At 60.7% G+C, this 22393-nt stretch carries 21 protein-coding genes and 3 tRNA genes; 23 read left to right on the forward strand and 1 reads right to left on the reverse strand.

What is annotated here, in order from left to right; all coding sequences use genetic code 11:
- Nucleotides 1–8 precede the first annotated feature (8 nt).
- Nucleotides 9–84: transfer RNA gene (locus NXC14_RS08395), tRNA-Val, on the reverse strand.
- Between the two features lie 411 nt (nucleotides 85–495).
- On the opposite strand from NXC14_RS08395, the gene NXC14_RS08400 reads away from it, so the two are divergent.
- The 23 genes from NXC14_RS08400 (at nucleotide 496) to proS (ending at nucleotide 22390) form a co-directional block, all read left to right on the forward strand.
- A tRNA-Asp gene (locus NXC14_RS08400) sits at nucleotides 496–572 on the forward strand.
- Nucleotides 573–623: 51 nt separating this feature from the next.
- Nucleotides 624–700 (forward strand) — tRNA-Asp (locus NXC14_RS08405).
- A 247-nt stretch (nucleotides 701–947) separates the two neighbouring features.
- On the forward strand, nucleotides 948–1313 hold the full coding sequence (locus tag NXC14_RS08410; protein ID WP_010055493.1) for an NADH-quinone oxidoreductase subunit A: 366 nt from the start codon (nucleotides 948–950) through the stop codon (nucleotides 1311–1313).
- Complete coding sequence (locus NXC14_RS08415) at nucleotides 1304–1888, forward strand: NADH-quinone oxidoreductase subunit B (protein ID WP_085777773.1); 585 nt, start codon at nucleotides 1304–1306, stop codon at nucleotides 1886–1888. The genes NXC14_RS08410 and NXC14_RS08415 overlap by 10 nt, the downstream gene beginning before the upstream one ends.
- 18 nt (nucleotides 1889–1906) lie before the next feature.
- Nucleotides 1907–2509, forward strand: a complete 603-nt coding sequence (locus tag NXC14_RS08420) for an NADH-quinone oxidoreductase subunit C (RefSeq protein WP_085777774.1) — start codon at nucleotides 1907–1909, stop codon at nucleotides 2507–2509.
- Nucleotides 2510–2575: 66 nt separating this feature from the next.
- The gene (locus tag NXC14_RS08425) at nucleotides 2576–3766 is read left to right on the forward strand and encodes an NADH-quinone oxidoreductase subunit D (RefSeq protein WP_085777775.1); all 1191 of its coding nucleotides are present in this window, start codon (nucleotides 2576–2578) and stop codon (nucleotides 3764–3766) included.
- Complete coding sequence (locus tag NXC14_RS08430) at nucleotides 3766–4038, forward strand: hypothetical protein (protein ID WP_085777776.1); 273 nt, start codon at nucleotides 3766–3768, stop codon at nucleotides 4036–4038. The genes NXC14_RS08425 and NXC14_RS08430 overlap by 1 nt, the downstream gene beginning before the upstream one ends.
- A 16-nt stretch (nucleotides 4039–4054) precedes the next feature.
- Nucleotides 4055–5218: an NADH-quinone oxidoreductase subunit E gene (locus NXC14_RS08435; protein ID WP_085777777.1), complete on the forward strand. Its 1164-nt coding sequence runs from the start codon at nucleotides 4055–4057 to the stop codon at nucleotides 5216–5218.
- 10 nt (nucleotides 5219–5228) lie between these two features.
- Nucleotides 5229–6533, forward strand: coding sequence for an NADH-quinone oxidoreductase subunit NuoF (gene nuoF / locus NXC14_RS08440; protein WP_085777778.1), 1305 nt, complete (start codon nucleotides 5229–5231; stop codon nucleotides 6531–6533).
- Between the two features lie 2 nt (nucleotides 6534–6535).
- The gene (locus NXC14_RS08445) at nucleotides 6536–7219 is read left to right on the forward strand and encodes a 5' DNA nuclease (protein ID WP_085777779.1); all 684 of its coding nucleotides are present in this window, start codon (nucleotides 6536–6538) and stop codon (nucleotides 7217–7219) included.
- Nucleotides 7220–7441: 222 nt separating this feature from the next.
- Complete coding sequence (gene nuoG / locus NXC14_RS08450) at nucleotides 7442–9523, forward strand: NADH-quinone oxidoreductase subunit NuoG (RefSeq protein WP_085777780.1); 2082 nt, start codon at nucleotides 7442–7444, stop codon at nucleotides 9521–9523.
- A gap of 12 nt (nucleotides 9524–9535) precedes the next feature.
- Nucleotides 9536–10579, forward strand: a complete 1044-nt coding sequence (gene nuoH / locus NXC14_RS08455; protein WP_085777781.1) for an NADH-quinone oxidoreductase subunit NuoH — start codon at nucleotides 9536–9538, stop codon at nucleotides 10577–10579.
- Nucleotides 10580–10619: 40 nt separating this feature from the next.
- Nucleotides 10620–11111, forward strand: a complete 492-nt coding sequence (gene nuoI / locus NXC14_RS08460) for an NADH-quinone oxidoreductase subunit NuoI (protein ID WP_004680064.1) — start codon at nucleotides 10620–10622, stop codon at nucleotides 11109–11111.
- Nucleotides 11112–11251: 140 nt separating this feature from the next.
- On the forward strand, nucleotides 11252–11866 hold the full coding sequence (locus NXC14_RS08465; RefSeq protein WP_011424932.1) for an NADH-quinone oxidoreductase subunit J: 615 nt from the start codon (nucleotides 11252–11254) through the stop codon (nucleotides 11864–11866).
- Between the two features lie 23 nt (nucleotides 11867–11889).
- Nucleotides 11890–12198, forward strand: a complete 309-nt coding sequence (nuoK, locus tag NXC14_RS08470) for an NADH-quinone oxidoreductase subunit NuoK (protein WP_010066755.1) — start codon at nucleotides 11890–11892, stop codon at nucleotides 12196–12198.
- 7 nt (nucleotides 12199–12205) lie between these two features.
- Entirely contained in the window at nucleotides 12206–14206 is a 2001-nt protein-coding gene (gene nuoL / locus NXC14_RS08475) for an NADH-quinone oxidoreductase subunit L (RefSeq protein WP_085777782.1), read from the forward strand.
- On the forward strand, nucleotides 14206–15717 hold the full coding sequence (locus NXC14_RS08480; RefSeq protein ID WP_085777783.1) for an NADH-quinone oxidoreductase subunit M: 1512 nt from the start codon (nucleotides 14206–14208) through the stop codon (nucleotides 15715–15717). Before nuoL ends, NXC14_RS08480 begins: the two co-directional genes overlap by 1 nt.
- An 18-nt stretch (nucleotides 15718–15735) precedes the next feature.
- On the forward strand, nucleotides 15736–17181 hold the full coding sequence (gene nuoN, locus NXC14_RS08485; RefSeq protein ID WP_085777784.1) for an NADH-quinone oxidoreductase subunit NuoN: 1446 nt from the start codon (nucleotides 15736–15738) through the stop codon (nucleotides 17179–17181).
- On the forward strand, nucleotides 17181–17945 hold the full coding sequence (locus tag NXC14_RS08490) for a biotin--[acetyl-CoA-carboxylase] ligase (RefSeq protein ID WP_085777785.1): 765 nt from the start codon (nucleotides 17181–17183) through the stop codon (nucleotides 17943–17945). Before nuoN ends, NXC14_RS08490 begins: the two co-directional genes overlap by 1 nt.
- 17 nt (nucleotides 17946–17962) lie before the next feature.
- A complete protein-coding gene (locus NXC14_RS08495; protein ID WP_085777786.1) occupies nucleotides 17963–19633 on the forward strand; it encodes a ribonuclease J in 1671 nt (556 codons plus the stop codon).
- Between the two features lie 2 nt (nucleotides 19634–19635).
- Complete coding sequence (mce, locus tag NXC14_RS08500) at nucleotides 19636–20040, forward strand: methylmalonyl-CoA epimerase (protein ID WP_085777787.1); 405 nt, start codon at nucleotides 19636–19638, stop codon at nucleotides 20038–20040.
- A 163-nt stretch (nucleotides 20041–20203) separates the two neighbouring features.
- Entirely contained in the window at nucleotides 20204–20479 is a 276-nt protein-coding gene (locus tag NXC14_RS08505) for a DUF1467 family protein (protein WP_085777788.1), read from the forward strand.
- 588 nt (nucleotides 20480–21067) lie between these two features.
- Nucleotides 21068–22390, forward strand: coding sequence for a proline--tRNA ligase (gene proS, locus NXC14_RS08510; protein WP_085780039.1), 1323 nt, complete (start codon nucleotides 21068–21070; stop codon nucleotides 22388–22390).
- Nucleotides 22391–22393: the final 3 nt, after the last annotated feature.

Genomic DNA, 22393 nt, shown 5'->3' on the forward strand with positions numbered 1-22393 from the left:
AGGAAAAATGGTGGGCGATGAGAGACTCGAACTCCCGACATCCTCGGTGTAAACGAGGCGCTCTACCAACTGAGCTAATCGCCCATCGCTGGCGAAGCCGATCGGCCTGCTGCGTTGGTGGCCGTGATCTATGCGGATCGCGGCAAAACCGCAAGAGTGTTTGTGAAGAATTTTTGATTTTTTTGGCGGTGGTCTGCTCGTCTGCGCTGCCGAACGGGCTCGGTCGGCCTGTGGATAAAGGGGAGGGGGAGCCGCGGGCTTATGCATTTTGCCTGCGCTGTCGGCTCCGATCGTGCCTCGCTACGGCTGCGGAGGTTGGAATTGCCGGCTTTCGTTCTTCCTGCAGCGGCTTTGCCGAAACAATTCAACGACTGTCATGGTTTTGTCTCCAAACCTGCTTGACACTAAAAGGCGAACCCCGTAGTTAGCCGCTCATCGAAACGGCCAGCCGTTTTGGTGAGGGTGCGAAGGCATCCGGATTGCTTGAAATGAAGTGCGGGTGTAGCTCAGTCGGTTAGAGTGCCGGCCTGTCACGCCGGAGGTCGCGGGTTCGAGCCCCGTCACTCGCGCCATTTCAAAGCAGGCGTTCAGTCGCCGCCGTCCGGCTCTTCCGTCCGTCATGCGCGGGTGTAGCTCAGTCGGTTAGAGTGCCGGCCTGTCACGCCGGAGGTCGCGGGTTCGAGCCCCGTCACTCGCGCCATTCTCTTCCGAAAGCCATGCAGTTTCCAGGGGTCAGGCATGCAGCTTGAATCGACTTCTGCGGATTTGTCGCGACATCGTTGCATCTGCTTGATAATGTCCGCCCGCGACGCGTCGAATTGCCTCTGTAAAAGTCTTGCGCCGCGGCGTCGGCTGCGCTAACCACGGCTTGTTGCAACGCACGTTCGCTTGTCGGGCAATTGCCCAAATGCGCCGCCTGGCGCCTCCGGCAAGCAAGGATGAACATGATGACTGAACTGCTCAGTTCCTATATTCCGATCGCTATCTTCATCGCCATTGCGCTCGTTATCGGCCTGGCGCTGCTCATTGCGCCGTTCGCCGTGGCTTTCAAAGCGCCCGATTCGGAAAAGCTCTCGGCTTACGAATGCGGTTTCAACGCTTTCGACGACGCCCGCATGAAGTTCGACATCCGCTTCTACCTCGTGTCGATCCTCTTCATCATCTTCGACCTCGAGGTCGCCTTCCTCTTCCCCTGGGCCGTTTCCTTCGGCGCCATCGGCTGGTTCGGCTTCTGGTCCATGATGGTCTTCCTCCTCGTGCTGACCATCGGCTTTATCTATGAATGGAAGAAGGGAGCCCTGGAATGGGAGTGACCCCTGTGAGCAATCAGCCGCTCGTCGCGCCGCAGCCGAAGGGGATCATCGATCCGTCGACCGGCAAGCTGATCGGCAGCAACGACGCATTTTTCGGCGAGATCAACAACGAACTCGCCGACAAGGGTTTCCTCGTCACCTCGACGGACGAGTTGATCAACTGGGCTCGTACCGGCTCGCTGATGTGGATGACCTTTGGTCTTGCCTGTTGCGCTGTCGAAATGATGCAGCTCTCCATGCCGCGTTATGACGTCGAGCGCTTTGGTTTTGCGCCGCGCGCTTCGCCGCGCCAGTCCGACGTCATGATCGTCGCCGGCACGCTGACTAACAAGATGGCGCCGGCTCTGCGCAAGGTTTACGACCAGATGCCTGAGCCGCGCTATGTCATCTCGATGGGCTCCTGTGCTAATGGCGGCGGCTACTATCACTATTCCTATTCGGTTGTTCGCGGCTGCGACCGTGTCGTGCCGATCGATATTTACGTGCCGGGCTGTCCCCCCACGGCGGAGGCACTGCTTTACGGCGTGCTTCTGCTGCAGAAGAAGATCCGGCGCACCGGCACGATCGAACGCTAAGGGTTAAGGACAAGGCATATGAGTGAAGCCCTGACTGAGCTTGCCTCCTATCTTGGCGAAGCGCGCGGCAACCTGATCCTCGCCTCGCAGATGAAGTACGGCGAGCTGACGCTGACGGCGACGGGTGAAAACCTGATCCCGCTCCTGACCTTCCTGCGTGACGACGCCAAGTGCGGTTTCGTCAACCTGATCGACATTTGCGGCGTCGACTGGCCGCAGCGCGAACTGCGTTTCGACGTCGTCTATCATCTGCTGTCGCCGAAGAAGAACCTGCGCATCCGCGTCAAGGTGGCGACCGACGAGGATACGCCGGTGCCGTCGGCCTGCGCCGTCCATCCCGGCGCCGACTGGTTCGAGCGTGAGACCTGGGACATGTACGGTGTCCTGTTCACCGGCCACCCGGATCTACGCCGCATCCTGACTGACTACGGTTTCGAAGGCCATCCGCTGCGTAAGGACTTCCCCACGACCGGTTTCGTCGAGGTGCGCTACGACGACGCCGCAAAGCGTGTGGTCTACGAACCTGTCGAGCTGAAGCAGGAATTCCGAAACTTTGACTTTATGTCACCCTGGGAAGGCACCGAATACGTGCTGCCGGGTGATGAAAAAGCGAAGCAATAATTCAAGGCGGCTGGTGGGATTGCGCCCGCCTTTCACCGAATATCTGAGAACGCGAGCCCGATCGCCATGACAGAACATAACGTCCGCAACTTCAACATCAATTTCGGACCGCAGCATCCGGCGGCGCACGGCGTTCTTCGTCTTGTCCTGGAGCTTGACGGCGAAATTGTGGAGCGGGTCGATCCGCATATCGGCTTGCTTCATCGCGGCACCGAGAAGCTTATCGAGACCAAGACCTATCTTCAGGCGGTACCCTATTTCGATCGGCTCGATTATGTCGCGCCGATGAACCAGGAGCATGCCTATGCGATGGCCGTCGAAAAGCTGCTCGGCATCCAGATCCCGATCCGCGGCCAGCTGATCCGCGTGCTCTATTCGGAGATCGGCCGCATCCTCTCGCATCTCTTGAACGTCACGACGCAGGCAATGGACGTCGGTGCGCTGACACCCCCGCTCTGGGGCTTCGAAGAGCGTGAAAAGCTGATGGTGTTCTATGAACGCGCCAGCGGCTCGCGCATGCATGCAGCGTATTTCCGTCCGGGCGGCGTCCACCAGGATTTGCCGGAAAAGCTCGTGCAGGACATCGGCGACTGGTGCGATCCGTTCCTGAAGGCGCTCGACGACATTGACGACCTTTTGACCGGCAACCGTATCTTCAAGCAGCGCAACGTCGACATCGGCGTCGTCTCTCTGGAAGATTGCTGGGCCTGGGGCTTCTCCGGCGTCATGGTGCGCGGTTCGGGCGCTGCCTGGGACCTGCGTCGCGCCCAGCCTTACGAATGTTATTCCGATCTTGAATTCGACATCCCGATCGGCAAGAACGGCGACAATTACGACCGCTACCTGATCCGCATGATCGAGATGCGCCAATCGGTCCGCATCATGAAGCAGTGCGTCAATCGCCTGCTCTCGGATGCGAAGACCGGTCCTTTCTCGTCGATCGACGGCAAGGTCGTGCCGCCGAAGCGTGGCGAGATGAAGCGCTCGATGGAAGCGCTGATCCACCATTTCAAGCTCTACACCGAAGGCTACCACGTGCCTGCCGGCGAGGTTTATGCCGCCGTCGAGGCGCCGAAGGGCGAGTTCGGCGTCTATCTCGTCTCCGACGGCTCGAACAAGCCGTATCGCTGCAAGATCCGCGCTCCGGGTTACGCCCATCTGCAGGCGATGGACTTCATGTGCCGCGGCCATCAGCTCGCCGACGTCGCTGCTGTCCTTGGCTCGCTCGATATCGTCTTTGGCGAGGTGGACCGCTGATGCAGCTTCTGCCGCTGGCCGTCGCAATTCTTCTTGCGGCATCCGGGGTTTCGGCCCAGGAGGCCGACACCCTCGGCACGCCGCTGGGTCATAAGGAAGTGACGCCGCCGGGGCAGCAATCGTCCATGGGCGAGCTTTTGTCCAAGGGCTATCAGATCAAGGCCGCCATTCCGAATGGCAGCAAATTCGTCGTATTTATGCAGAAAGACCAGTCGGCCTATGCCTGCGAAATGCAGTCTTTGACCGCTTCGCGGTGTGGAACCCTAAACTGACAAGGCGTGAGGAAGAATGTCCGTTCGTCGATTAGCCGAAGATCAATTTCAGCCTGCCGCATTCGCCTTCAGCGATGAAAATGCGGTCTGGGCGGACAAGACGATCCAGAAATACCCCGCCGGCCGCCAGCAGTCGGCGGTCATTCCGCTGCTGATGAGGGCGCAGGAACAGGACGGCTGGGTCACGCGCGCGGCGATCGAAAAGATCGCCGACATGCTCGACATGGCCTATATCAGAGTGCTCGAGGTCGCGACCTTCTATACGCAGTTCCAGTTGCATCCTATCGGCACGCGCGCCCATGTCCAGGTCTGCGGCACGACGCCCTGCATGCTGCGCGGCTCGGAAGCGCTGATGTCGGTCTGCAAGAGCAAGATCCATGCCCATCCCTTCGAGCGCAATGCCGAAGGCACGCTCTCCTGGGAAGAGGTCGAATGTCTTGGCGCCTGCGTCAACGCCCCGATGGTGATGATCGGGAAGGACACTTACGAAGACCTGACGCCGGAGCGCCTCGAAGAGATCATCGACACCTTTGCCGCCGGCAATGGCGCGAGCATCAAGCCGGGCACCCAGATCGACCGGATATTCTCAGCACCTGAAGGCGGCCCGACCTCGCTGACGACGGAAGAGCCGAAGGCAAGGACACGCGCCAAGAAGGCCGATACCGAAACCGTGGCGGCGCCGGTCGACGGCGCGCCGGTCCCGCCCTCCGAGGCCGGCCGCCCAAAGAGCACCGATGCCGAGACCAATGCCGCCTTGAAGACGCCGGCAACGGCGCCGAAGGCAGCAGCGAAGAATGCCAAGGCAGCCGCGCAGCAGCCGGTTTCCGGCACGGCGCCTGCCGAGCCGGCGCTTGCTGCGGCCAAGGCCGAAACCGCTCCGGCGTCCAAGCCCAGCCTGACCGACAAGAACCGTCCAGCCGGCATCGAAAAGCCCGCCGCACCGGATGACCTGAAGATGATCTCCGGCGTCGGTCCGAAGATCGAGGCGATATTGAATGAAATCGGCATCTTCACCTTCTCGCAGGTCGCTGGCTGGAAGAAGGCCGAGCGCGAATGGGTCGATGGCTACCTGAATTTCCGCGGCCGCATCGAGCGTGACGACTGGGTCAAGCAGGCCAAGGCGCTCGCCAAGGGCGGCGAAGCGGAATATATCAAGGTCTTCGGCAAGAAGCCGCGGTAAGAGGTGAAGCATGTTACAAGATAAAGACCGCATCTTTACCAACATCTACGGCCTCAAGGACAAGTCCCTGAAGGGCGCGATGAGCCGCGGCCACTGGGATGGCACCAAGCAGATCCTCGAAAAGGGCCGCGATTGGATCATCAACGAGATGAAGGCCTCTGGCCTTCGCGGCCGCGGCGGCGCCGGCTTCCCCACGGGTCTCAAATGGTCCTTCATGCCGAAGGAAAGCGACGGCCGCCCGCATTACCTCGTCGTCAATGCCGACGAGTCGGAGCCCGGCACCTGCAAGGACCGCGACATCATGCGCCACGATCCGCACACGCTGATCGAAGGCTGCGTCGTCGCGAGCTTCGCCATGGGCGCCAATACCGCTTATATCTATGTGCGCGGCGAATATATCCGCGAGCGCGAAGCGCTGCAGGCGGCGATCGATGAATGTTATGATTACGGTCTGCTCGGCAAGAACAACAAGCTCGGCTGGGACATGGACATCTTCGTCCATCACGGCGCCGGCGCCTATATCTGCGGCGAGGAAACCGCGCTGCTCGAGAGCCTCGAGGGCAAGAAGGGCCAGCCGCGGCTCAAGCCGCCGTTCCCCGCCAATATGGGTCTCTACGGCTGCCCGACGACCGTCAACAACGTCGAATCGATCGCTGTCGCGCCGACGATCCTGCGCCGCGGCGCCGGCTGGTTCTCTTCTATCGGCCGTCCGAACAATGTCGGCACCAAGCTGTTCATGCTCTCCGGCCACGTCAACAAGCCGTGCACCGTCGAAGAGGAAATGGGTATCACCTTCCGCGAACTGGTCGACCGCCACGCCGGCGGCATCCGCGGCGGCTGGGACAATCTGCTCGCCGTCATTCCGGGCGGCGCATCCTGCCCGATCGTTCCGGCCAAGGACATCATCGATTGCCCGATGGATTTCGACGGCCTGCGCGGTGTCGGCTCCTCCTTCGGCACGGCCGCCTCGATCGTCATGGACAAGTCCACCGACGTCATCAAGGCGATCGCCCGCATCTCCGCGTTCTTCAAGCATGAGAGCTGTGGCCAGTGCACGCCCTGCCGCGAAGGCACTGGCTGGATGTGGCGCGTGATGGAGCGCATGGCCAAGGGCAATGCCCAGAAGCGCGAAATCGACATGCTATTCCAGGTGACGAAGCAAATCGAAGGCCACACCATCTGTGCGCTAGGCGACGCCGCAGCATGGCCGGTGCAGGGTCTGATCCGTAACTTCCGCCCTGAGATCGAAAAGCGAATCGACCAGTATACGGCAAGTGCGCTCGACCACGGGGCGGTTTTGGAGGCGGCTGAATAATCATGACGGACAAGGCATCCAAGAGTGGGAAGAAGGAAGAGACCGCCGATTTCGCGGCCGGCTTCGGCCGTCTTGCCGCCGAGATGCTGGAAAACGCGCAGGCAATGCCTGTGCATCCGCTGATGGCGCACCCTGCCGCAGCCTTTGCCGCCGCAACGGCAATCGGTTTCGGCCTCTCGACGCAGATGGCGAGCGCCTTTTTCGGAGCCTTACAGGGCGCTCTGGAAACGACGGGCAAACTCGCCGCAGCCCTTGATGACACGCCGCCCGACGAACCGGCGCCGGCGGTCGACATACGACCGGAAAATATCCGCCCGGCCGTCAAGGCTTTCCGCAAGCCCGCGGCCGACAATCCTGCGGTCGAGCGGAAGGCTGGGCCGAGGCTGACAGTCGTCAAGCCGGCTGCCGAACCGGTTCCGGCGAGCCGGCCAAAGCCGGCTGTGAAAGCAAAAGCCGCTCAGCGGACTGCAAAGGCCGACGATCTCAAGCTGATCGCCGGCATCGGCCCGAAGCTGGAGCAGGTGCTGAACACCAAAGGCATTCGCGGCTTCGCCGATATTGCCGCCTGGACCGACGAGGATATCGCCCGGCTCGACGCCGAGCTCGGCCTTAGCGGCCGCATCGCGCGTGATGACTGGATTGGGCAGGCGAAGGTTCTGGCCGGGCGGGGCCGCAGAAGGAAATGAACAGTCCGGCCGTGCAAACCGGCCGGAAATAGGGCGGATCGGCGAAGGGGCGGGGGCCTCACGCCGCAGATGCCGGTGCGGGTTCCGCGTCTGGAACGCGCGACAGACAATTTGGGCGACATCGGCTGCCGGCAGGACGAAAGATCCGGCTCGGCAAAGAGAATGTTGCAAAACAGGTTTGTTTGCCGTCTTCAGGCAAACGGGAAACAGGACTGAGCGACGATGGCAAAACTGAAGATTGACGGCAACGAGATCGAAGTTCCGGATCATTTCACGCTATTGCAGGCGTGTGAGGATGCCGGCGCCGAAGTTCCGCGCTTCTGCTTCCACGAGCGCTTGTCGGTTGCCGGCAACTGCCGCATGTGCCTTGTCGAGGTGAAGGGCGGCCCGCCGAAGCCGCAGGCTTCCTGCGCCATGAGCGTGCGCGACATCCGGGGCGGCCCGAATGGCGAACTGCCCGAGGTCTTCACCAACACGCCAATGGTCAAGAAGGCCCGCGAAGGCGTGATGGAGTTCCTGCTGATCAATCATCCCCTCGATTGCCCGATCTGCGACCAAGGCGGCGAATGCGACCTGCAGGATCAGGCGATGGCCTTCGGCATCGACACCTCGCGCTACCAGGAAGACAAGCGCGCCGTCGAGGACAAGTATATCGGCCCGCTCGTCAAGACGGTGATGAACCGCTGCATCCATTGCACGCGCTGTGTCCGCTTCACCACTGAGGTTGCCGGCATTTCCGAGCTGGGCCTGATCGGCCGCGGCGAGGATGCCGAGATCACTACTTATCTCGAACAGGCGATGACCTCCGAACTGCAGGGCAACGTCGTCGACCTCTGCCCGGTCGGCGCGCTCACCTCCAAGCCCTTTGCTTTCACCGCGCGCCCCTGGGAATTGAACAAGACCGAGTCGATCGACGTCATGGATGCCGTCGGTTCGGCGATCCGCGTCGACACCCGTGGCCGTGAAGTGATGCGCATCCTGCCGCGTGTCAACGAGGCGATCAACGAAGAGTGGATTTCCGACAAGAGCCGCTTCATCTGGGACGGTTTGAAGACGCAGCGCCTCGACCGGCCTTACGTCCGCCGCGACGGCCGCCTGCAGCCGGCGAGCTGGGCCGAAGCCTTCGGCGCCATCAAGGCTGCTGTCAGCGCCACCTCGGGTGACAAGATTGGTGCGATCGCGGGCGACCTCGCTTCCGTCGAAGAAATGTATGCGCTCTCCGAACTGGTGAAGTCGCTGGGATCGGCCAATCTCGACTGTCGCCAGGATGGGACGGCACTCGATCCGTCGCTCGGCCGCGCCAGCTACCTTTTCAACCCGACAATTGCTGGTATCGACCAGGCCGACGCGCTGCTGATCATCGGCGCCAATCCGCGCTTCGAGGCGGCTATCCTCAATGCCCGCATCCGCAAGCGCTGGCGCCGCGGCAAGTTCCCGATCGGCGTGATCGGCGAGCCCAGTGAACTGCGTTACAGCTACGACTATCTCGGCGGCGGACCTGACACACTGAAGGATCTGGTCGACGGCGGTCATGCCTTCGCCGACGTCCTGAAGAACGCCGCCAAGCCGATGATCATCATCGGCCAGGGCGCGCTGTCGCGCAGCGATGGCGCCGGCGTACTCGCAAGTGCCGCCAAGCTTGCCGGTTCGGTCGGTGCGGTCGTCGACGGCTGGAACGGCTTTGCCGTCCTCCACACTGCCGCTTCGCGCGTCGGCGGCCTCGACCTCGGCTTCGTACCCGGTGCCAAGGGCGTCAGCGCCGCCGAGATGCTGACGGCAATGGACGTGCTCTTCCTGCTTGGCGCCGACGAACTCGACTTCACCGCCAAGAAGGCCAAGCTCACCGTCTATATCGGCTCGCACGGCGATAACGGCGCCCACCATGCCGACGTGATCCTGCCGGCCGCAGCCTATACCGAAAAGTCCGGCACCTGGGTCAATACCGAAGGCCGTGTCCAGATGGGCAACCGCGCAGGCTTTGCGCCGGGTGATGCCCGCGAGGACTGGGCGATCATTCGCGCCCTGTCGGACGTGCTCGGCAAGAAGCTTCCCTTCGATTCGCTGAGCGAACTGCGCGGCCGGCTCTATGCCGCTTTCCCGCATTTCGCCGCCATCGACGAGATCGCCGAAACCGATAGCGCCCAAATTGCCGCAGTCGCGAAAAAAGCCGGCAAGATGAACAAGTCAGGGTTTGCGTCGCCGGTCAAAGACTTCTATTTGACGAACCCGATAGCGCGCGCCTCGGCTGTCATGGCCGAGTGCTCGGCATTGGCCCGCAACAATTTCAAAGTCGCGGCAGAGTAAGGGCAGGAACTCATGGATTCTTTCTTCTCAACCTATGTCTGGCCGGGGATCATCATGATCGGTCAGTCGCTGCTGCTTCTCGTCTGCCTGCTCGTCTTCATCGCTTACGTGCTGCTTGCCGACCGCAAGATCTGGGCGGCGGTGCAGCTGCGCCGCGGTCCGAACGTCGTCGGTCCCTTCGGCCTGTTCCAGTCCTTCGCCGACCTTCTGAAGTTCGTCTTCAAGGAGCCGATCATTCCGGCCGGCGCCAACAAGGCGGTGTTCCTGCTGGCCCCGCTGGTTACGGTGCTTCTGGCGCTGTCGACCTGGGCGGTGGTGCCGCTCGCCGACGGCTGGGTGATCGCCAACATCAATGTCGGCATCCTCTATATTTTCGCGATCTCCTCTCTCGAAGTCTACGGCATCATCATGGGCGGCTGGGCTTCGAACTCGAAATACCCGTTCCTCGGCGCGCTGCGCTCGGCCGCACAGATGGTGTCCTATGAAGTCTCGATCGGCTTCGTCATCGTCACCGTTCTGCTCTGCGTCGGCTCGCTCAACCTGACCGACATCGTCAATGCGCAGCACAATGGCCTCGGCACCATGCTCGGCCTGCCGGCCTCGTTCCTCGACTGGCACTGGCTGTCGCTGTTCCCGATGTTCATCGTCTTCTTTATCTCGGCGCTCGCCGAGACGAACCGCCCGCCTTTCGACCTTCCGGAAGCGGAGTCGGAACTTGTCGCCGGCTTCATGGTCGAATACGGCTCCTCGCCATACATGATGTTCATGCTAGGCGAATATGCCGCCGTCTGCCTGATGTGCTCGCTGACGACGATCCTCTTCCTCGGCGGCTGGCTGCCTCCGGTCGATATCTGGATCCTCAACTGGGTCCCTGGCATCATCTGGTTCATGCTGAAGGCATGCTTCGTGTTCTTCATGTTCGCGATGGTCAAAGCCTTCGTCCCGCGCTACCGCTACGACCAGCTCATGCGTCTCGGCTGGAAAGTCTTCCTGCCGCTGTCGCTCACTATGGTGATTATCGTTGCATTCGTGCTGAAACTGATGGGATGGGCGTAATGATGCCTGCTCTCGTTTCCGGCAAAATTGGAGGTTGAAGATGGCAAGCTTGTCCAGCTCCATCAACTCGCTGTTCCTCAAGGAATTCTTCGGCGCGTTCTTTCTGTCGATGCGCTATTTCTTCCGCCAGAAGGCGACGATCAATTACCCCTTCGAAAAGGGCCCGGTCTCCCCACGATTCCGCGGCGAGCACGCGCTGCGCCGTTATCCGAACGGCGAGGAACGCTGCATCGCCTGCAAGCTCTGCGAGGCGATCTGTCCTGCCCAGGCCATCACCATCGAGGCCGGTCCGCGCCGCAACGACGGCACACGCCGCACGGTGCGCTATGACATCGACATGGTGAAGTGCATCTATTGCGGCTTCTGCCAGGAAGCCTGCCCGGTCGATGCGATCGTCGAAGGTCCGAATTTCGAATTTGCGACGGAAACCCGCGAAGAGCTCTATTTCGACAAGGCGCGCCTTCTCGATAACGGAGACCGGTGGGAGCGTGAAATCGCCCGCAACATCGCGATCGACTCGCCGTATCGCTGATTGATATCTGAAATGCTGTGATGGAGCGGCTCGCTCCTGTCGCGGTCAATATGTACAGGAGCTTTGCCGGCGAGTGCCGCGAAGCTTCATCGGGCAGGGAAACTCCCGGCTGCCCGGGGGAAGATGAAAAAGGCACCAACATGGGTCTGCAGGCTCTATTTTTCTATCTTTTCGCCTTTGTCGCTGTGGCGTCGGCGTTCATGGTCATCTGGGCGAAGAACCCGGTTCACTCGGTTCTGTTCCTGATCCTGGTGTTCTTCAACGCGGCCGGCCTGTTCCTGCTGCTCGGCGCCGAGTTCCTGGCGATGATCCTGCTCGTCGTTTATGTCGGCGCCGTCGCCGTCCTCTTCCTCTTTGTGGTGATGATGCTCGACATTGACTTCACCGAATTGAGGGCAGGCGTGCTCGAATATGCGCCGATCGGCGGGTTGATTGGGATCATCCTGGCGGCCGAGTTGATCGTCGTGATCGGCGGCAGCGTCATCTCGCCTGATATCGCCAAGTCAGTCGCCATGCCGATCCCGGCGCTCAGCGAGCGTACGAATACGGCCGCTCTCGGCGACGTGCTTTACACCAACTACGTCTATTTCTTCCAGATTGCCGGCTTGGTGCTGCTGGTCGCCATGATCGGCGCGATCGTGCTGACGCTGAGGCATCGCACCAACATCAAGCGGCAGAATATCTCAAGGCAGGTTGCCCGCACGCCCGCCACCGCCGTCGAGGTGGTGTCGGTCAAGCCCGGGCAGGGCGTCTAAAGGCAGGTCAAGGAACAAAGAACATGGTCATCGGACTTTCCCATTACCTGACGGTCAGCGCCATCCTCTTCACGCTCGGCGTCTTCGGCATCTTCCTCAACCGGAAGAACGTCATCGTCATCCTTATGTCGGTCGAACTGATCCTGCTTGCTGTCAACATCAACATGGTCGCCTTCTCTCACTTCCTGAACGACATTGTCGGTCAGGTCTTCGCGCTGTTCATTCTGACGGTCGCGGCTGCCGAAGCGGCGATCGGTCTTGCAATTCTCGTTGTCTTCTACCGCAACCGCGGCTCGATCGCGGTCGAAGACGTCAATATGATGAAGGGCTGAGTGGCTCATGTTCCTCTATAAGGCTATTGTCTTTCTTCCCTTGATCGGCGCGATCGTCGCCGGCCTTTTCGGCCGCGCCATCGGCGCCAAGGCTTCGGAATATGTCACCAGCGGCCTGATGATCATTGCCGGCATCCTGTCCTGGATCGTCTTCTTTAACGTCGGCATGGGCCATCTTGAAGGCGGGCCGATCAAGGTCGAGGTGCTGCGCTGGATCCAGTCCGGCGGCATCGACGTCTCCTGGTCGCTGCGCGTGGATACGCTCACCTCCGTCATGCTGATCGTGGTCAACACGGTCTCGACGCTGGTGCATATCTATTCGATCGGCTACATGCATACCGATCCGCATCGCCCGCGCTTCTTTGCCTATCTGTCGCTCTTCACCTTCGCCATGCTGATGCTGGTGACAGCCGACAATCTTGCCCAGATGTTCTTCGGCTGGGAAGGCGTCGGTCTCGCCTCCTATCTACTGATCGGCTTCTGGTTCAAGAAGCCTTCGGCGACGGCCGCGGCGATGAAGGCTTTCATCGTCAACCGCGTCGGCGACTTCGGTTTCGTGCTCGGCATTGCCGGCGTCTTCGTGCTGTTCGGCTCGATCAACCTCGATACGATCTTCGCTAATGCATCGAATTTCGCCCCGCATGAAGGCGGCGGCGAGGCGAGCGAAGTGATCCTCAACCTCTTCGGCATGCAGCTCGACAAGGCGCATGCGCTGACCGGCATCTGCCTGCTGCTATTCATGGGCGCGATGGGCAAGTCGGCGCAGTTCCTGCTGCACACCTGGCTGCCGGACGCGATGGAAGGCCCGACCCCGGTCTCGGCCCTCATCCATGCCGCCACCATGGTCACCGCCGGCGTCTTCCTCGTCGCCCGCATGTCGCCGCTCTTCGAATTGTCGCCCGACGCACTGACCGTCGTTACCGTCATCGGCGCGATCACCGCCTTCTTCGCGGCAACTGTCGGCCTGGTCCAGAACGACATCAAGCGCGTCATCGCCTATTCCACCTGCTCGCAGCTCGGCTACATGTTCGTGGCGCTCGGGGTAGGGGCCTATGGTGCCGCGATCTTCCATCTCTTTACGCACGCCTTCTTCAAGGCGCTGCTCTTCCTCTGCGCCGGCTCGGTCATCCATGCCGTCGATGGCGAGCAGGACATGCGCTACATGGGTGGCCTGTGGCCGCATATTAAAGTGACCGGCATCCTGATGATCATCGGCACGCTGGCGATCACCGGCGTCGGCATTCCCTTCACGCCGATCGGCCTTGCCGGCTTCTTCTCCAAGGACGTGATCATCGAGGCGACCTATGCATCGCATTCGCCGGTCTCGGGCTTCGCCTTCTCGCTGCTGGTCATTGCGGCTCTCTTCACCAGCTTCTACTCCTGGCGCCTGATCTTCATGACCTTCTTCGGCAAGCCGCGCGCTTCGCATGAGGTCATGCACCACGTCCACGAGTCGCCGCAGGTCATGCTGGTGCCGCTCTATATCCTTGCGCTCGGCGCCATGTTTGCGGGCGTGATCTTCGAAGGCCGGTTCTACGGTGAGGAATATGCCGAGTTCTGGAAGGGCGCACTCTTTACCGGCGCCGAGAACGAACTCGTCGAACAGTTCCACCATGTTCCGGCGCTGGTGGGCCTGAGCCCCTTCATCGCCATGGTGCTCGGCTTCGTCATTGCCTGGTACATGTATATCCGCTCGCCGCAGACGCCGCGCGTCCTCGCCAAGCAGCACCGCGTGCTCTACCACTTCCTGCTCAACAAGTGGTATTTCGACGAACTCTACGACTTCCTCTTCGTCCGCACGGCAAGGGCGCTTGGCCGCTTCCTGTGGAAGAAGGGTGACGTCGGCGTCATCGATGCCTATGGCCCGAACGGCGTGGCAGCCCGCGTTGTAGCCGTCACCGACCGCGTCGTCCGCCTGCAGACCGGTTACCTCTATCACTATGCATTCGCCATGCTGCTCGGCATTGCGGCGCTCGTTACCTGGATGATGCTCGGGAGTTCCTTCTGATGACCGATTGGCCTATTCTTTCAACGGTCACCTTCCTGCCGCTCGTCGGCGTGGTGCTCCTGCTCTTGATGAATGGCGACAGCGAAAGCGGTCGAAGGAACGTGCTGTGGATCTCGCTGATCACCACCGTCTTCACCTTCGTCCTCTCTCTCTTCATCTGGGTCGGCTTCGACAATGCCAATCCCGGCTTCCAGATGCTCGAAAAGCATGATTGGCTCGGCACCGGCATCGGCTATCACGTCGGCGTCGACGGCATCTCCATGCTGTTCGTCATCCTGTCGACCTTCCTCATGCCCTTCTGCGTGCTGGCGAGCTGGCTCTCGATCGAGAAGCGTCTGAAGGAATACATGATCGCCTTCCTCATCCTCGAAACGATGATGGTCGGCGTCTTCGTCTCGCTCGATATCGTGCTCTTCTACGTCTTCTTCGAGGCGGGCCTCATTCCGATGTTCCTGATCATCGGGGTCTGGGGCGGCAAGGACCGTGTCTATGCGAGCTACAAGTTCTTTCTCTACACGCTGCTCGGCTCGGTGCTGATGCTGCTCGCCATCATGGCGATGTACTGGCAGGCCGGCACGACCGACATCACCGCGCTGCTCGCCTACAAGTTCCCGCCGGCGCTGCAGACCTGGCTCTGGCTTGCCTTCTTCGCCTCCTTTGCGGTGAAGATGCCGATGTGGCCGGTCCACACCTGGCTTCCCGATGCGCACGTCCAGGCGCCAACGGCAGGTTCGGTGATCCTGGCCGGCGTGCTCTTGAAGCTCGGCGGCTACGGTCTCATCCGCTTCTCGCTCGGCATGTTCCCGGTCGCCTCCGACTATTTCGCGCCGCTCGTCTTCGCCATGTCGGTCATCGCCATCATCTACACCTCGCTGGTGGCAATGATGCAGGATGATATCAAGAAGCTGATCGCCTATTCCTCGGTGGCTCATATGGGCTACGTGACCATGGGCATCTTCGCCGCCAACATGCAGGGTGTTCAGGGGTCGATCTTCCAGATGCTCTCGCACGGCATCGTCTCCGGCGCGCTCTTCCTCTGCGTCGGCGTCGTCTACGACCGTACCCACACCCGCGAGATCAACGCCTATGGCGGCCTCGTCAACAACATGCCGAAATATGCCGTGGCGATGATGGTCTTCACCATGGCCAATGTCGGGCTTCCCGGCACGTCTGGCTTCATCGGCGAATTCCTGACGATGATCGGCGTCTTCCGGGTCAACACCTGGGTCGCGCTCTTTGCCGCCACTGGCGTCATTCTCTCGGCCGCTTATGCGCTCTGGCTCTATCGCCGGGTGATCTTCGGCGCCCTGGAGAAGGAAAAGCTGAAGGCGCTGCTCGATCTTTCGAGACGCGAACAGCTGATTCTTTATCCGCTGGTCGCGCTGACCATTTTCTTCGGCGTTTATCCGGCTCCGGTCTTCGATGCGACGGCCGCCTCGGTGGATCTGCTGGTCAACAACTACACGGCCGCCGTGCACGCAGCGCAGAATGTTGCGCTGTCTATGAAATGATGACGGGACTTATCGGACATGACCGCTGAAACAATTCTCCTCAGTCTGCATCTTTCCGCGCCGGAGCTCATCCTCGCGGTCGGCGCCCTGGTCCTGTTGATGGTCGGCGTCTTCTCAGGCGAGCGGTCGGGCCTTGCCGTCACCGGCCTTGCCATCGTCCTGCTGCTCGCATCCGGCCTGTGGCTGCTCTTTGTGCCGGCGGAAGGCCTCGCCTTCGGCGGCGTCTATATGGCTGACGGCTTCTCCCGGTTCATGAAGCTGGTGGCGCTCATCGGTTCGCTGGTCGCCCTGTTCATGACAATGGGGCATGCCCGCGAAAATCAGATCGACAAGTTCGAGTTCCCGGTTCTGCTGGTGCTTGCGACCCTCGGCATCCTGCTGATGATCTCGGCCAACGACCTGATCTCGCTCTATCTTGCGCTGGAACTGCAGTCGCTGGCGCTTTATGTCGTCGCCGCGATCAACCGCGACAGCCTGAAGTCGACCGAAGCCGGCCTCAAATATTTCGTGCTCGGCGCGCTGTCCTCCGGCATGCTGCTCTACGGCATGTCGCTGGTCTACGGCTTCACCGGCCATACCCATTTCGCCGAGATCGCCCAAGCGCTTTCGGTTGAAGGCGCGCGTTCGCTCGGCCTCATCTTCGGCCTGGTCTTCATCCTCGCCGGAATCGCCTTCAAGATCTCGGCCGTTCCCTTCCACATGTGGACGCCGGACGTTTATGAAGGCGCGCCGACGCCGGTTACCGCCTTCCTCGCCGCAGCCCCCAAGGTTGCCGCCATGGCGATGATGACACGCATGGTCATAACCGCCTTCCAGCCAGTCCTGGCCGACTGGCAGCAGGTCGTCGTCTTCATCTCGATCGCCTCGATGCTGCTCGGCTCCTTTGCCGCGATCGGTCAAAAGAACATCAAGCGACTGATGGCCTATTCCTCGATCGGCCACATGGGTTATGCTCTGGTCGGCCTTGCCGCCGGCAACCAGACCGGCGTTTCCGGCGTCATGCTTTACATGGTCATTTACATGATCATGACGCTCGGCACCTTCGCGATCATCATGTCGATGCGCCGCAAGGACGGCACCGTCGTCGAAAACGTCAACGATCTCGCCGGCCTCTCCACAACCAACCCGTTCATGGCTGTGGTGCTGACGGCGCTGATGTTCTCGCTCGCCGGCATTCCGCCGCTCGCCGGATTCTTCGCCAAATACTTCGTCTTCGTTGCTGCGATCGAAGCCAAGCTTTATGCGCTTGCTATCATCGGCGTTCTCGCCTCGGTCGTCGGCGCCTATTATTATCTGCGTGTCATCAAGCTGATGTGGTTCGATGAAGCGACCGGCGAATTCGCCCGTGTCTCCAGCGCCCTGCGTCTGGTCTTCGGTCTCTCCGGTCTCTTCGTCACCGCCTATGTGCTTATCGGCGGCCCGATCGGTGGCGCGGCAGAGCTTGCCGCCGCGACGCTCTTCTGATGGCCTCCGACGGACGACGCCGGATATCGCTCGGCGATATCAGGCATGAGGCTCTGTCGGAAACATCGTCCACCAACAGCGAATGCCTCGCCCGAGCCCGGGCGGGGGATCCCGGCAATCTCTGGGTGACGGCCGAGAGGCAGACCGGCGGCCGGGGCCGTCGCGGCAGGCTCTGGGTTTCCGAACGCGGCAATCTCTACGCGTCTCTTCTGCTGATCGACCCGGCGCCAATGGAGCGCCTCGGCTCGCTGCCGCTGGCGGTTGCCGTTGCCGTTCACCAGGCCATCCGCAGGGTACTGCCGCCTGGCGGCGAACCGCTTGAGGTCAAATGGCCGAACGATATTCTCATCGGCAGAAAGAAGACCTGCGGCATCCTGGTCGAAGGCGAGGGGCTGCCGGATGGCCGTTATGCGCTGATCGTTGGCATCGGCATCAATGTCTCGGTCATGCCGGACAATCCGCTCTATCCCGTCACCTGCCTGCGCCAGCATGCGAGCGCGGCTTCGCCGGAGGAACTTTTCGCCCACCTTTTCGTGGCGATGGCGGATGTGCTCGAAATATGGGATCAGGGCCGCGGCATTGCCGAAATCACCGCGCGCTGGCGCGCCATTGCCTGTGGCATCGGGGAAAAGATCACGGTCAATTTACCGGACCGGTCGATTTCCGGACAATTCGCCGGGATTGATGATAATGGCTTGTTGATGCTCGATACCGGCGCTGGCACGATCATGTCTATTGCCGCCGGTGATGTGTTTTTTAGATAGCGGAAAAAACGAAAATTATGGCCAAACAGGACGAATTGGTATTCCTGCCTCTGGGCGGCGTCGGCGAGATCGGGATGAATCTTGCCCTTTACGGCTACGGCCCGCCCGAGCATCGCCAGTGGATCATGGTCGATTGCGGCGTTACTTTTCCCGGACCTGACTTGCCGGGTGTCGACCTCGTGCTGCCCGATATCCGCTTCCTTGCCAGCGAACGAAAGAATCTCAAGGCAATCATCATCACCCATGCCCATGAAGACCATTACGGGGCACTCGCCGATCTCTGGCCGGGCCTCAATGCTCCGGTTTTCGCCTCGGCCTTTACATCGGGTCTGCTTGAAGCCAAACGCAACTTCGAGAAGGCAACGATCGGCGAAGTGCCGGTGACGCCGTTCAAGGCAGGCGACACGATCAATGTCGGCCCGTTCAGCATCGAAGGTGTGGCCGTCAACCATTCGATCCCGGAGCCGATGTCGCTGATGATCCGCACGCCGGCCGGCAACATCATCCATACGGGGGACTGGAAGATCGACCACGAGCCTTCGCTCGGGCCTCTGACCGATGAGACACGCTTCCGCCAGCTTGGCGACGAGGGTGTGCTGGCGCTGATGTGCGATTCCACCAACGCCCTGCGCGACGGCGTTTCACCCTCCGAGAAGGATGTGTCGGAAAGCCTGCGCAAGATCATCGAGGATGCCGAGGGCCGGGTGGCGATCACGACCTTCTCGTCCAATGTCGGGCGTATTCGCACCGTAGCCGAGGCTGCCGAGGCGGCCGGCCGCGAAGTGCTGTTGCTCGGCAGTTCGCTGAAGCGCGTCGTCGATGTCGCTAGTGACATCGGCCTGATGGAAGGGGTCAAACCTTTCATTTCCGAGGAGGAGTACGGCTATATCCCGCGCGACAAGGTCGTCGTCATCTTGACCGGTAGCCAGGGCGAGGCGCGGGCGGCCCTTGCCAAGCTCTCCCGTGACGAGATGCGCAATGTGGCCTTTGCGGCAGGTGATATCGTCGTCTTTTCTTCGCGTGCCATTCCCGGCAACGAGAAGGCGATTCAGGACATCAAGAACGGCCTCGTCGAGCAGGGCGTGCATATCATCACCGATACCGAGGCGCTCGTCCACGTCTCCGGCCATCCGCGCCGCAACGAGTTACAGCGGATGTATGAGTGGACCCGGCCGAAAATCGTCGTGCCGGTGCATGGCGAGGCGACGCATCTGACGGCGCATAAGGAGCTGGCCGAGCAGTCCGGCATCGCGATCGTGCCGCGGGTGCGCAATGGCGATATCCTGCGGCTGGCGCCAGGCCCAGTCGAGGTGATCGCGGAAGCGCCGCATGGCCGCATCTACAAGGATGGCCTGCTGATCGGCGATTTCGACGAAATGGGTATCGGCGAGCGCAAGAAACTCTCCTATGTCGGCCATGTCGCGGTCAGCATCGTGCTCGACGGGCGTTATGACATCCTCGGCGATCCCGACCTCGTCTCGATCGGCCTGCCGGTTTATGATGACGAAGGCGAGGAGATGGAGGATACGCTCTACGATGCGGCGATCAGCGCCATCGAAAGCATTCCGCGTGCCCGCCGCAAGGATATCGACATGCTGCAGGAGGCCGTGCGCCGTGCCATCCGCGCAGCCGCAAATCACGCCTGGGGCAAAAAGCCCGTTGTCACCGCCTTCGTCACCAAGGTCTGACCATGCTCGGCCGAGTGAATCATATCGCCATCGCCGTTCCCGACCTCGCAGCGGCGACGGCCGCTTATCGCGACATGCTGGGGACCGCGGTATCTGAGCCGCAGCCTCTGCCGGAACACGGGGTCACCGTCGTCTTCGTCGAGTTGCCGAACACCAAGGTGGAATTGCTGCAGCCGCTCGGGCAGGACTCGCCGATCGCAACCTTCCTCGAAAAGAACCCGTCCGGCGGCATGCATCATATCTGTTACGAGGTGGACGATATCATCCTCGCCCGTGACCGGCTGGTCGCCGCCGGCGCGCGGCTGCTTGGCAACGGCCAGCCGAAGACCGGCGCGCATGGCAAGCCGGTGCTCTTTCTGCATCCCAAGGATTTCTTCGGCACGCTGATCGAACTCGAACAGGCCTAAATCAAATACAATTGGACACGGTTTCGCTGCGGCAGAATGACCCAAAGAAGGCGAAATGTTTCCTTCGCTTTGAGTTGCACGCTATTCCGCCGTATAAGTGCGCCAGCTCCAAGCGGCACTGCGCTTCACGCGTTCTGTCGGCAAGACACCACCGGGAAAGATAATGCTCCAGACCTTCCTTCAGGGATTCGCCGTCTACTTCATCATCTGGTGGATGACGCTGTTCGCCGTTCTGCCGATCGGGCTGCGCACCCAGGCGGAAGACGACGATATCGTGCTCGGCACCGTGCCAAGCGCGCCCACCCGCTTTCGCGCCGCCTTCGTCTTTTCGCTGACGACGCTGATCTCGGCGCTGATCTATGGCACTTGGTATGCCTGCGACACCTATTTCGGCTGGGGCTTCGATGCCCTTCCACAACTCGGGCCTAGCTTCTATTGAGATAGCTTTTGCTCAAAGTTTGAGCATATGCAAATCTTATCATGGAAATCGAGCTCGCATATTGGCGTCATGCTGGCGCGTCAGAGAGCTCGCCTAACGGAATGAGATGCTTCCCTTACGGAAGCTGTCTGGAGCTTGAATGGGAGGAGAGGGCGAAAAGCCAAAAAAAAACAAGGCCAGAAGCCTTGTTTTAAGTATCGCGTGATCTGTAACCGTTGCCGGGGCTGCGACGAGCGCGCCTAAGATCTGATCCTCCCAAGACTTGACCGCGAGTACAGCAAGAATTTAGCTTCCTGCCTGTTTTGTGAGCTAAAGCTAGCTCAAAGATTGGGCTTTGTCATTAGCTTTTTTTGCATTTTTGCTACACTCTAGCAAAATTTTTCTGTTGACAAGAATTTCGTTCAAGTCCTTATAAATACGCGCTTTTTCACGCCCTTTCGTTTTGCGGGTGCGAACATGCGTATCCGGGAGGCGGCCGACAGCAGTTGCGGGTTTCCTTCCCGCCGCGAAGCGGCTATGAACGCTCCCACATTCACAAGTATCTTCGATTCCGCTCGCCGGCGGGATCTCAACTGCTCCGGAATCGCCATGCGTCTGTCTCGCTACTTCTTGCCCATTCTTAAGGAAAACCCCAAGGAGGCGGAAATCGTCTCCCACCGGTTGATGCTGCGCGCCGGCATGATCCGCCAGCAGTCTCAGGGCATCTATTCCTGGTTGCCGCTCGGCAAGCGTGTGCTCGACAAGGTCAACGCCATTATCCGCGAGGAGCAGAACCGCGCCGGTGCCATCGAGCTTTCGATGCCGACCCTGCAATCGGCCGAGCTCTGGCAGGAAAGCGGCCGTTATGATGCCTATGGCAAGGAGATGCTGCGCATCAAGGACCGCCAGGACCGGCCGATGCTCTACGGCCCCACCAACGAGGAGATGGTGACGGATATTTTCCGCTCCTCCGTCAAATCCTACAAGGACCTGCCGCTCAATCTCTATCACATCCAGCTGAAGTTCCGTGACGAGATCCGGCCTCGCTTCGGCACCATGCGCTCGCGCGAATTTATGATGAAAGACGCTTATTCCTTCGATCTGACGCGCGAAGGGGCGGAGCATTCCTATAATAAGATGTTCGCCGCCTATCTCAGAACATTCGATCGGCTTGGCCTTCGCGCCATCCCTATGCGCGCGGATACCGGCCCGATCGGCGGCAATCTCAGCCATGAATTCATCATCCTCGCCGATACCGGCGAATCCGAGGTCTTCTGCCACAAGGACTTCGTCGGCTTCGATATTCCCGGCGAAAACACCGATTTCGACAGTGTCGAAGGCCTCAAGGCGATCTTCGACAAGTGGACCTCGCTCTACGCGGCCACCTCGGAAATGCACGACGAGGCAGCCTTTGACGCCGTTCCCCAAGCCGAGCGGCTTTCCGCCCGCGGCATCGAGGTCGGCCATATCTTCTACTTCGGCACGAAATATTCCGAGCCGATGGGTGCGAAAGTGCAGGGGCCAGATGGTAAGGAACATTTCGTTCACATGGGTTCCTACGGTATCGGTCCGACACGCCTTGTTCCCGCCATCATCGAAGCATCGCATGATGACAACGGAATCATCTGGCCGGCATCGGTCGCACCCTTCGATGTCGTCGTCATCAACATGAAGGCGGGCGATGAGGCCTGCGACGATACTTGTGAGCTGATCTACGCCGCGCTGAAAAAGGCCGGCAAGGATGTGCTCTATGACGACACCGACGACCGGGCCGGCACGAAGTTCGCGACCGCCGACCTGATCGGCGTACCTGTCCAGATCATCGCCGGCCCGCGTGCGGTCGCGAACGGCGAGGTCGAAGTGAAGGACCGCAAGACCGGCGCCCGTGAAACGATGACCATCGAAGCGGCGATCAACAGGTTCGTGGCTTAAGGA

The organism is Rhizobium sp. NXC14 (genome assembly GCF_002117485.1).
In the GTDB taxonomy this organism is placed as follows: Bacteria; Pseudomonadota; Alphaproteobacteria; order Rhizobiales; family Rhizobiaceae; genus Rhizobium.

Bases quoted from the DNA above. Each gene is read 5' to 3' on its own strand.
- NXC14_RS08480 (WP_085777783.1), top strand. From the start codon at position 14,206: ATGACCGATTGGCCTATTCTTTCAACGGTCACCTTCCTGCCGCTCGTC.
- nuoG (WP_085777780.1), top strand. From the start codon at position 7,442: ATGGCAAAACTGAAGATTGACGGCAACGAGATCGAAGTTCCGGATCAT.
- nuoN (WP_085777784.1), top strand. From the start codon at position 15,736: ATGACCGCTGAAACAATTCTCCTCAGTCTGCATCTTTCCGCGCCGGAG.
- NXC14_RS08445 (WP_085777779.1), top strand. From the start codon at position 6,536: ATGACGGACAAGGCATCCAAGAGTGGGAAGAAGGAAGAGACCGCCGAT.
- NXC14_RS08430 (WP_085777776.1), top strand. From the start codon at position 3,766: ATGCAGCTTCTGCCGCTGGCCGTCGCAATTCTTCTTGCGGCATCCGGG.
- NXC14_RS08490 (WP_085777785.1), top strand. From the start codon at position 17,181: ATGGCCTCCGACGGACGACGCCGGATATCGCTCGGCGATATCAGGCAT.
- NXC14_RS08410 (WP_010055493.1), top strand. From the start codon at position 948: ATGACTGAACTGCTCAGTTCCTATATTCCGATCGCTATCTTCATCGCC.
- NXC14_RS08425 (WP_085777775.1), top strand. From the start codon at position 2,576: ATGACAGAACATAACGTCCGCAACTTCAACATCAATTTCGGACCGCAG.
- NXC14_RS08420 (WP_085777774.1), top strand. From the start codon at position 1,907: ATGAGTGAAGCCCTGACTGAGCTTGCCTCCTATCTTGGCGAAGCGCGC.
- NXC14_RS08465 (WP_011424932.1), top strand. From the start codon at position 11,252: ATGGGTCTGCAGGCTCTATTTTTCTATCTTTTCGCCTTTGTCGCTGTG.
- nuoL (WP_085777782.1), top strand. From the start codon at position 12,206: ATGTTCCTCTATAAGGCTATTGTCTTTCTTCCCTTGATCGGCGCGATC.
- proS (WP_085780039.1), top strand. From the start codon at position 21,068: ATGCGTCTGTCTCGCTACTTCTTGCCCATTCTTAAGGAAAACCCCAAG.
- mce (WP_085777787.1), top strand. From the start codon at position 19,636: ATGCTCGGCCGAGTGAATCATATCGCCATCGCCGTTCCCGACCTCGCA.
- nuoF (WP_085777778.1), top strand. From the start codon at position 5,229: ATGTTACAAGATAAAGACCGCATCTTTACCAACATCTACGGCCTCAAG.
- NXC14_RS08495 (WP_085777786.1), top strand. From the start codon at position 17,963: ATGGCCAAACAGGACGAATTGGTATTCCTGCCTCTGGGCGGCGTCGGC.
- nuoI (WP_004680064.1), top strand. From the start codon at position 10,620: ATGGCAAGCTTGTCCAGCTCCATCAACTCGCTGTTCCTCAAGGAATTC.
- NXC14_RS08415 (WP_085777773.1), top strand. From the start codon at position 1,304: ATGGGAGTGACCCCTGTGAGCAATCAGCCGCTCGTCGCGCCGCAGCCG.
- NXC14_RS08435 (WP_085777777.1), top strand. From the start codon at position 4,055: ATGTCCGTTCGTCGATTAGCCGAAGATCAATTTCAGCCTGCCGCATTC.
- nuoH (WP_085777781.1), top strand. From the start codon at position 9,536: ATGGATTCTTTCTTCTCAACCTATGTCTGGCCGGGGATCATCATGATC.
- nuoK (WP_010066755.1), top strand. From the start codon at position 11,890: ATGGTCATCGGACTTTCCCATTACCTGACGGTCAGCGCCATCCTCTTC.
- NXC14_RS08505 (WP_085777788.1), top strand. From the start codon at position 20,204: ATGCTCCAGACCTTCCTTCAGGGATTCGCCGTCTACTTCATCATCTGG.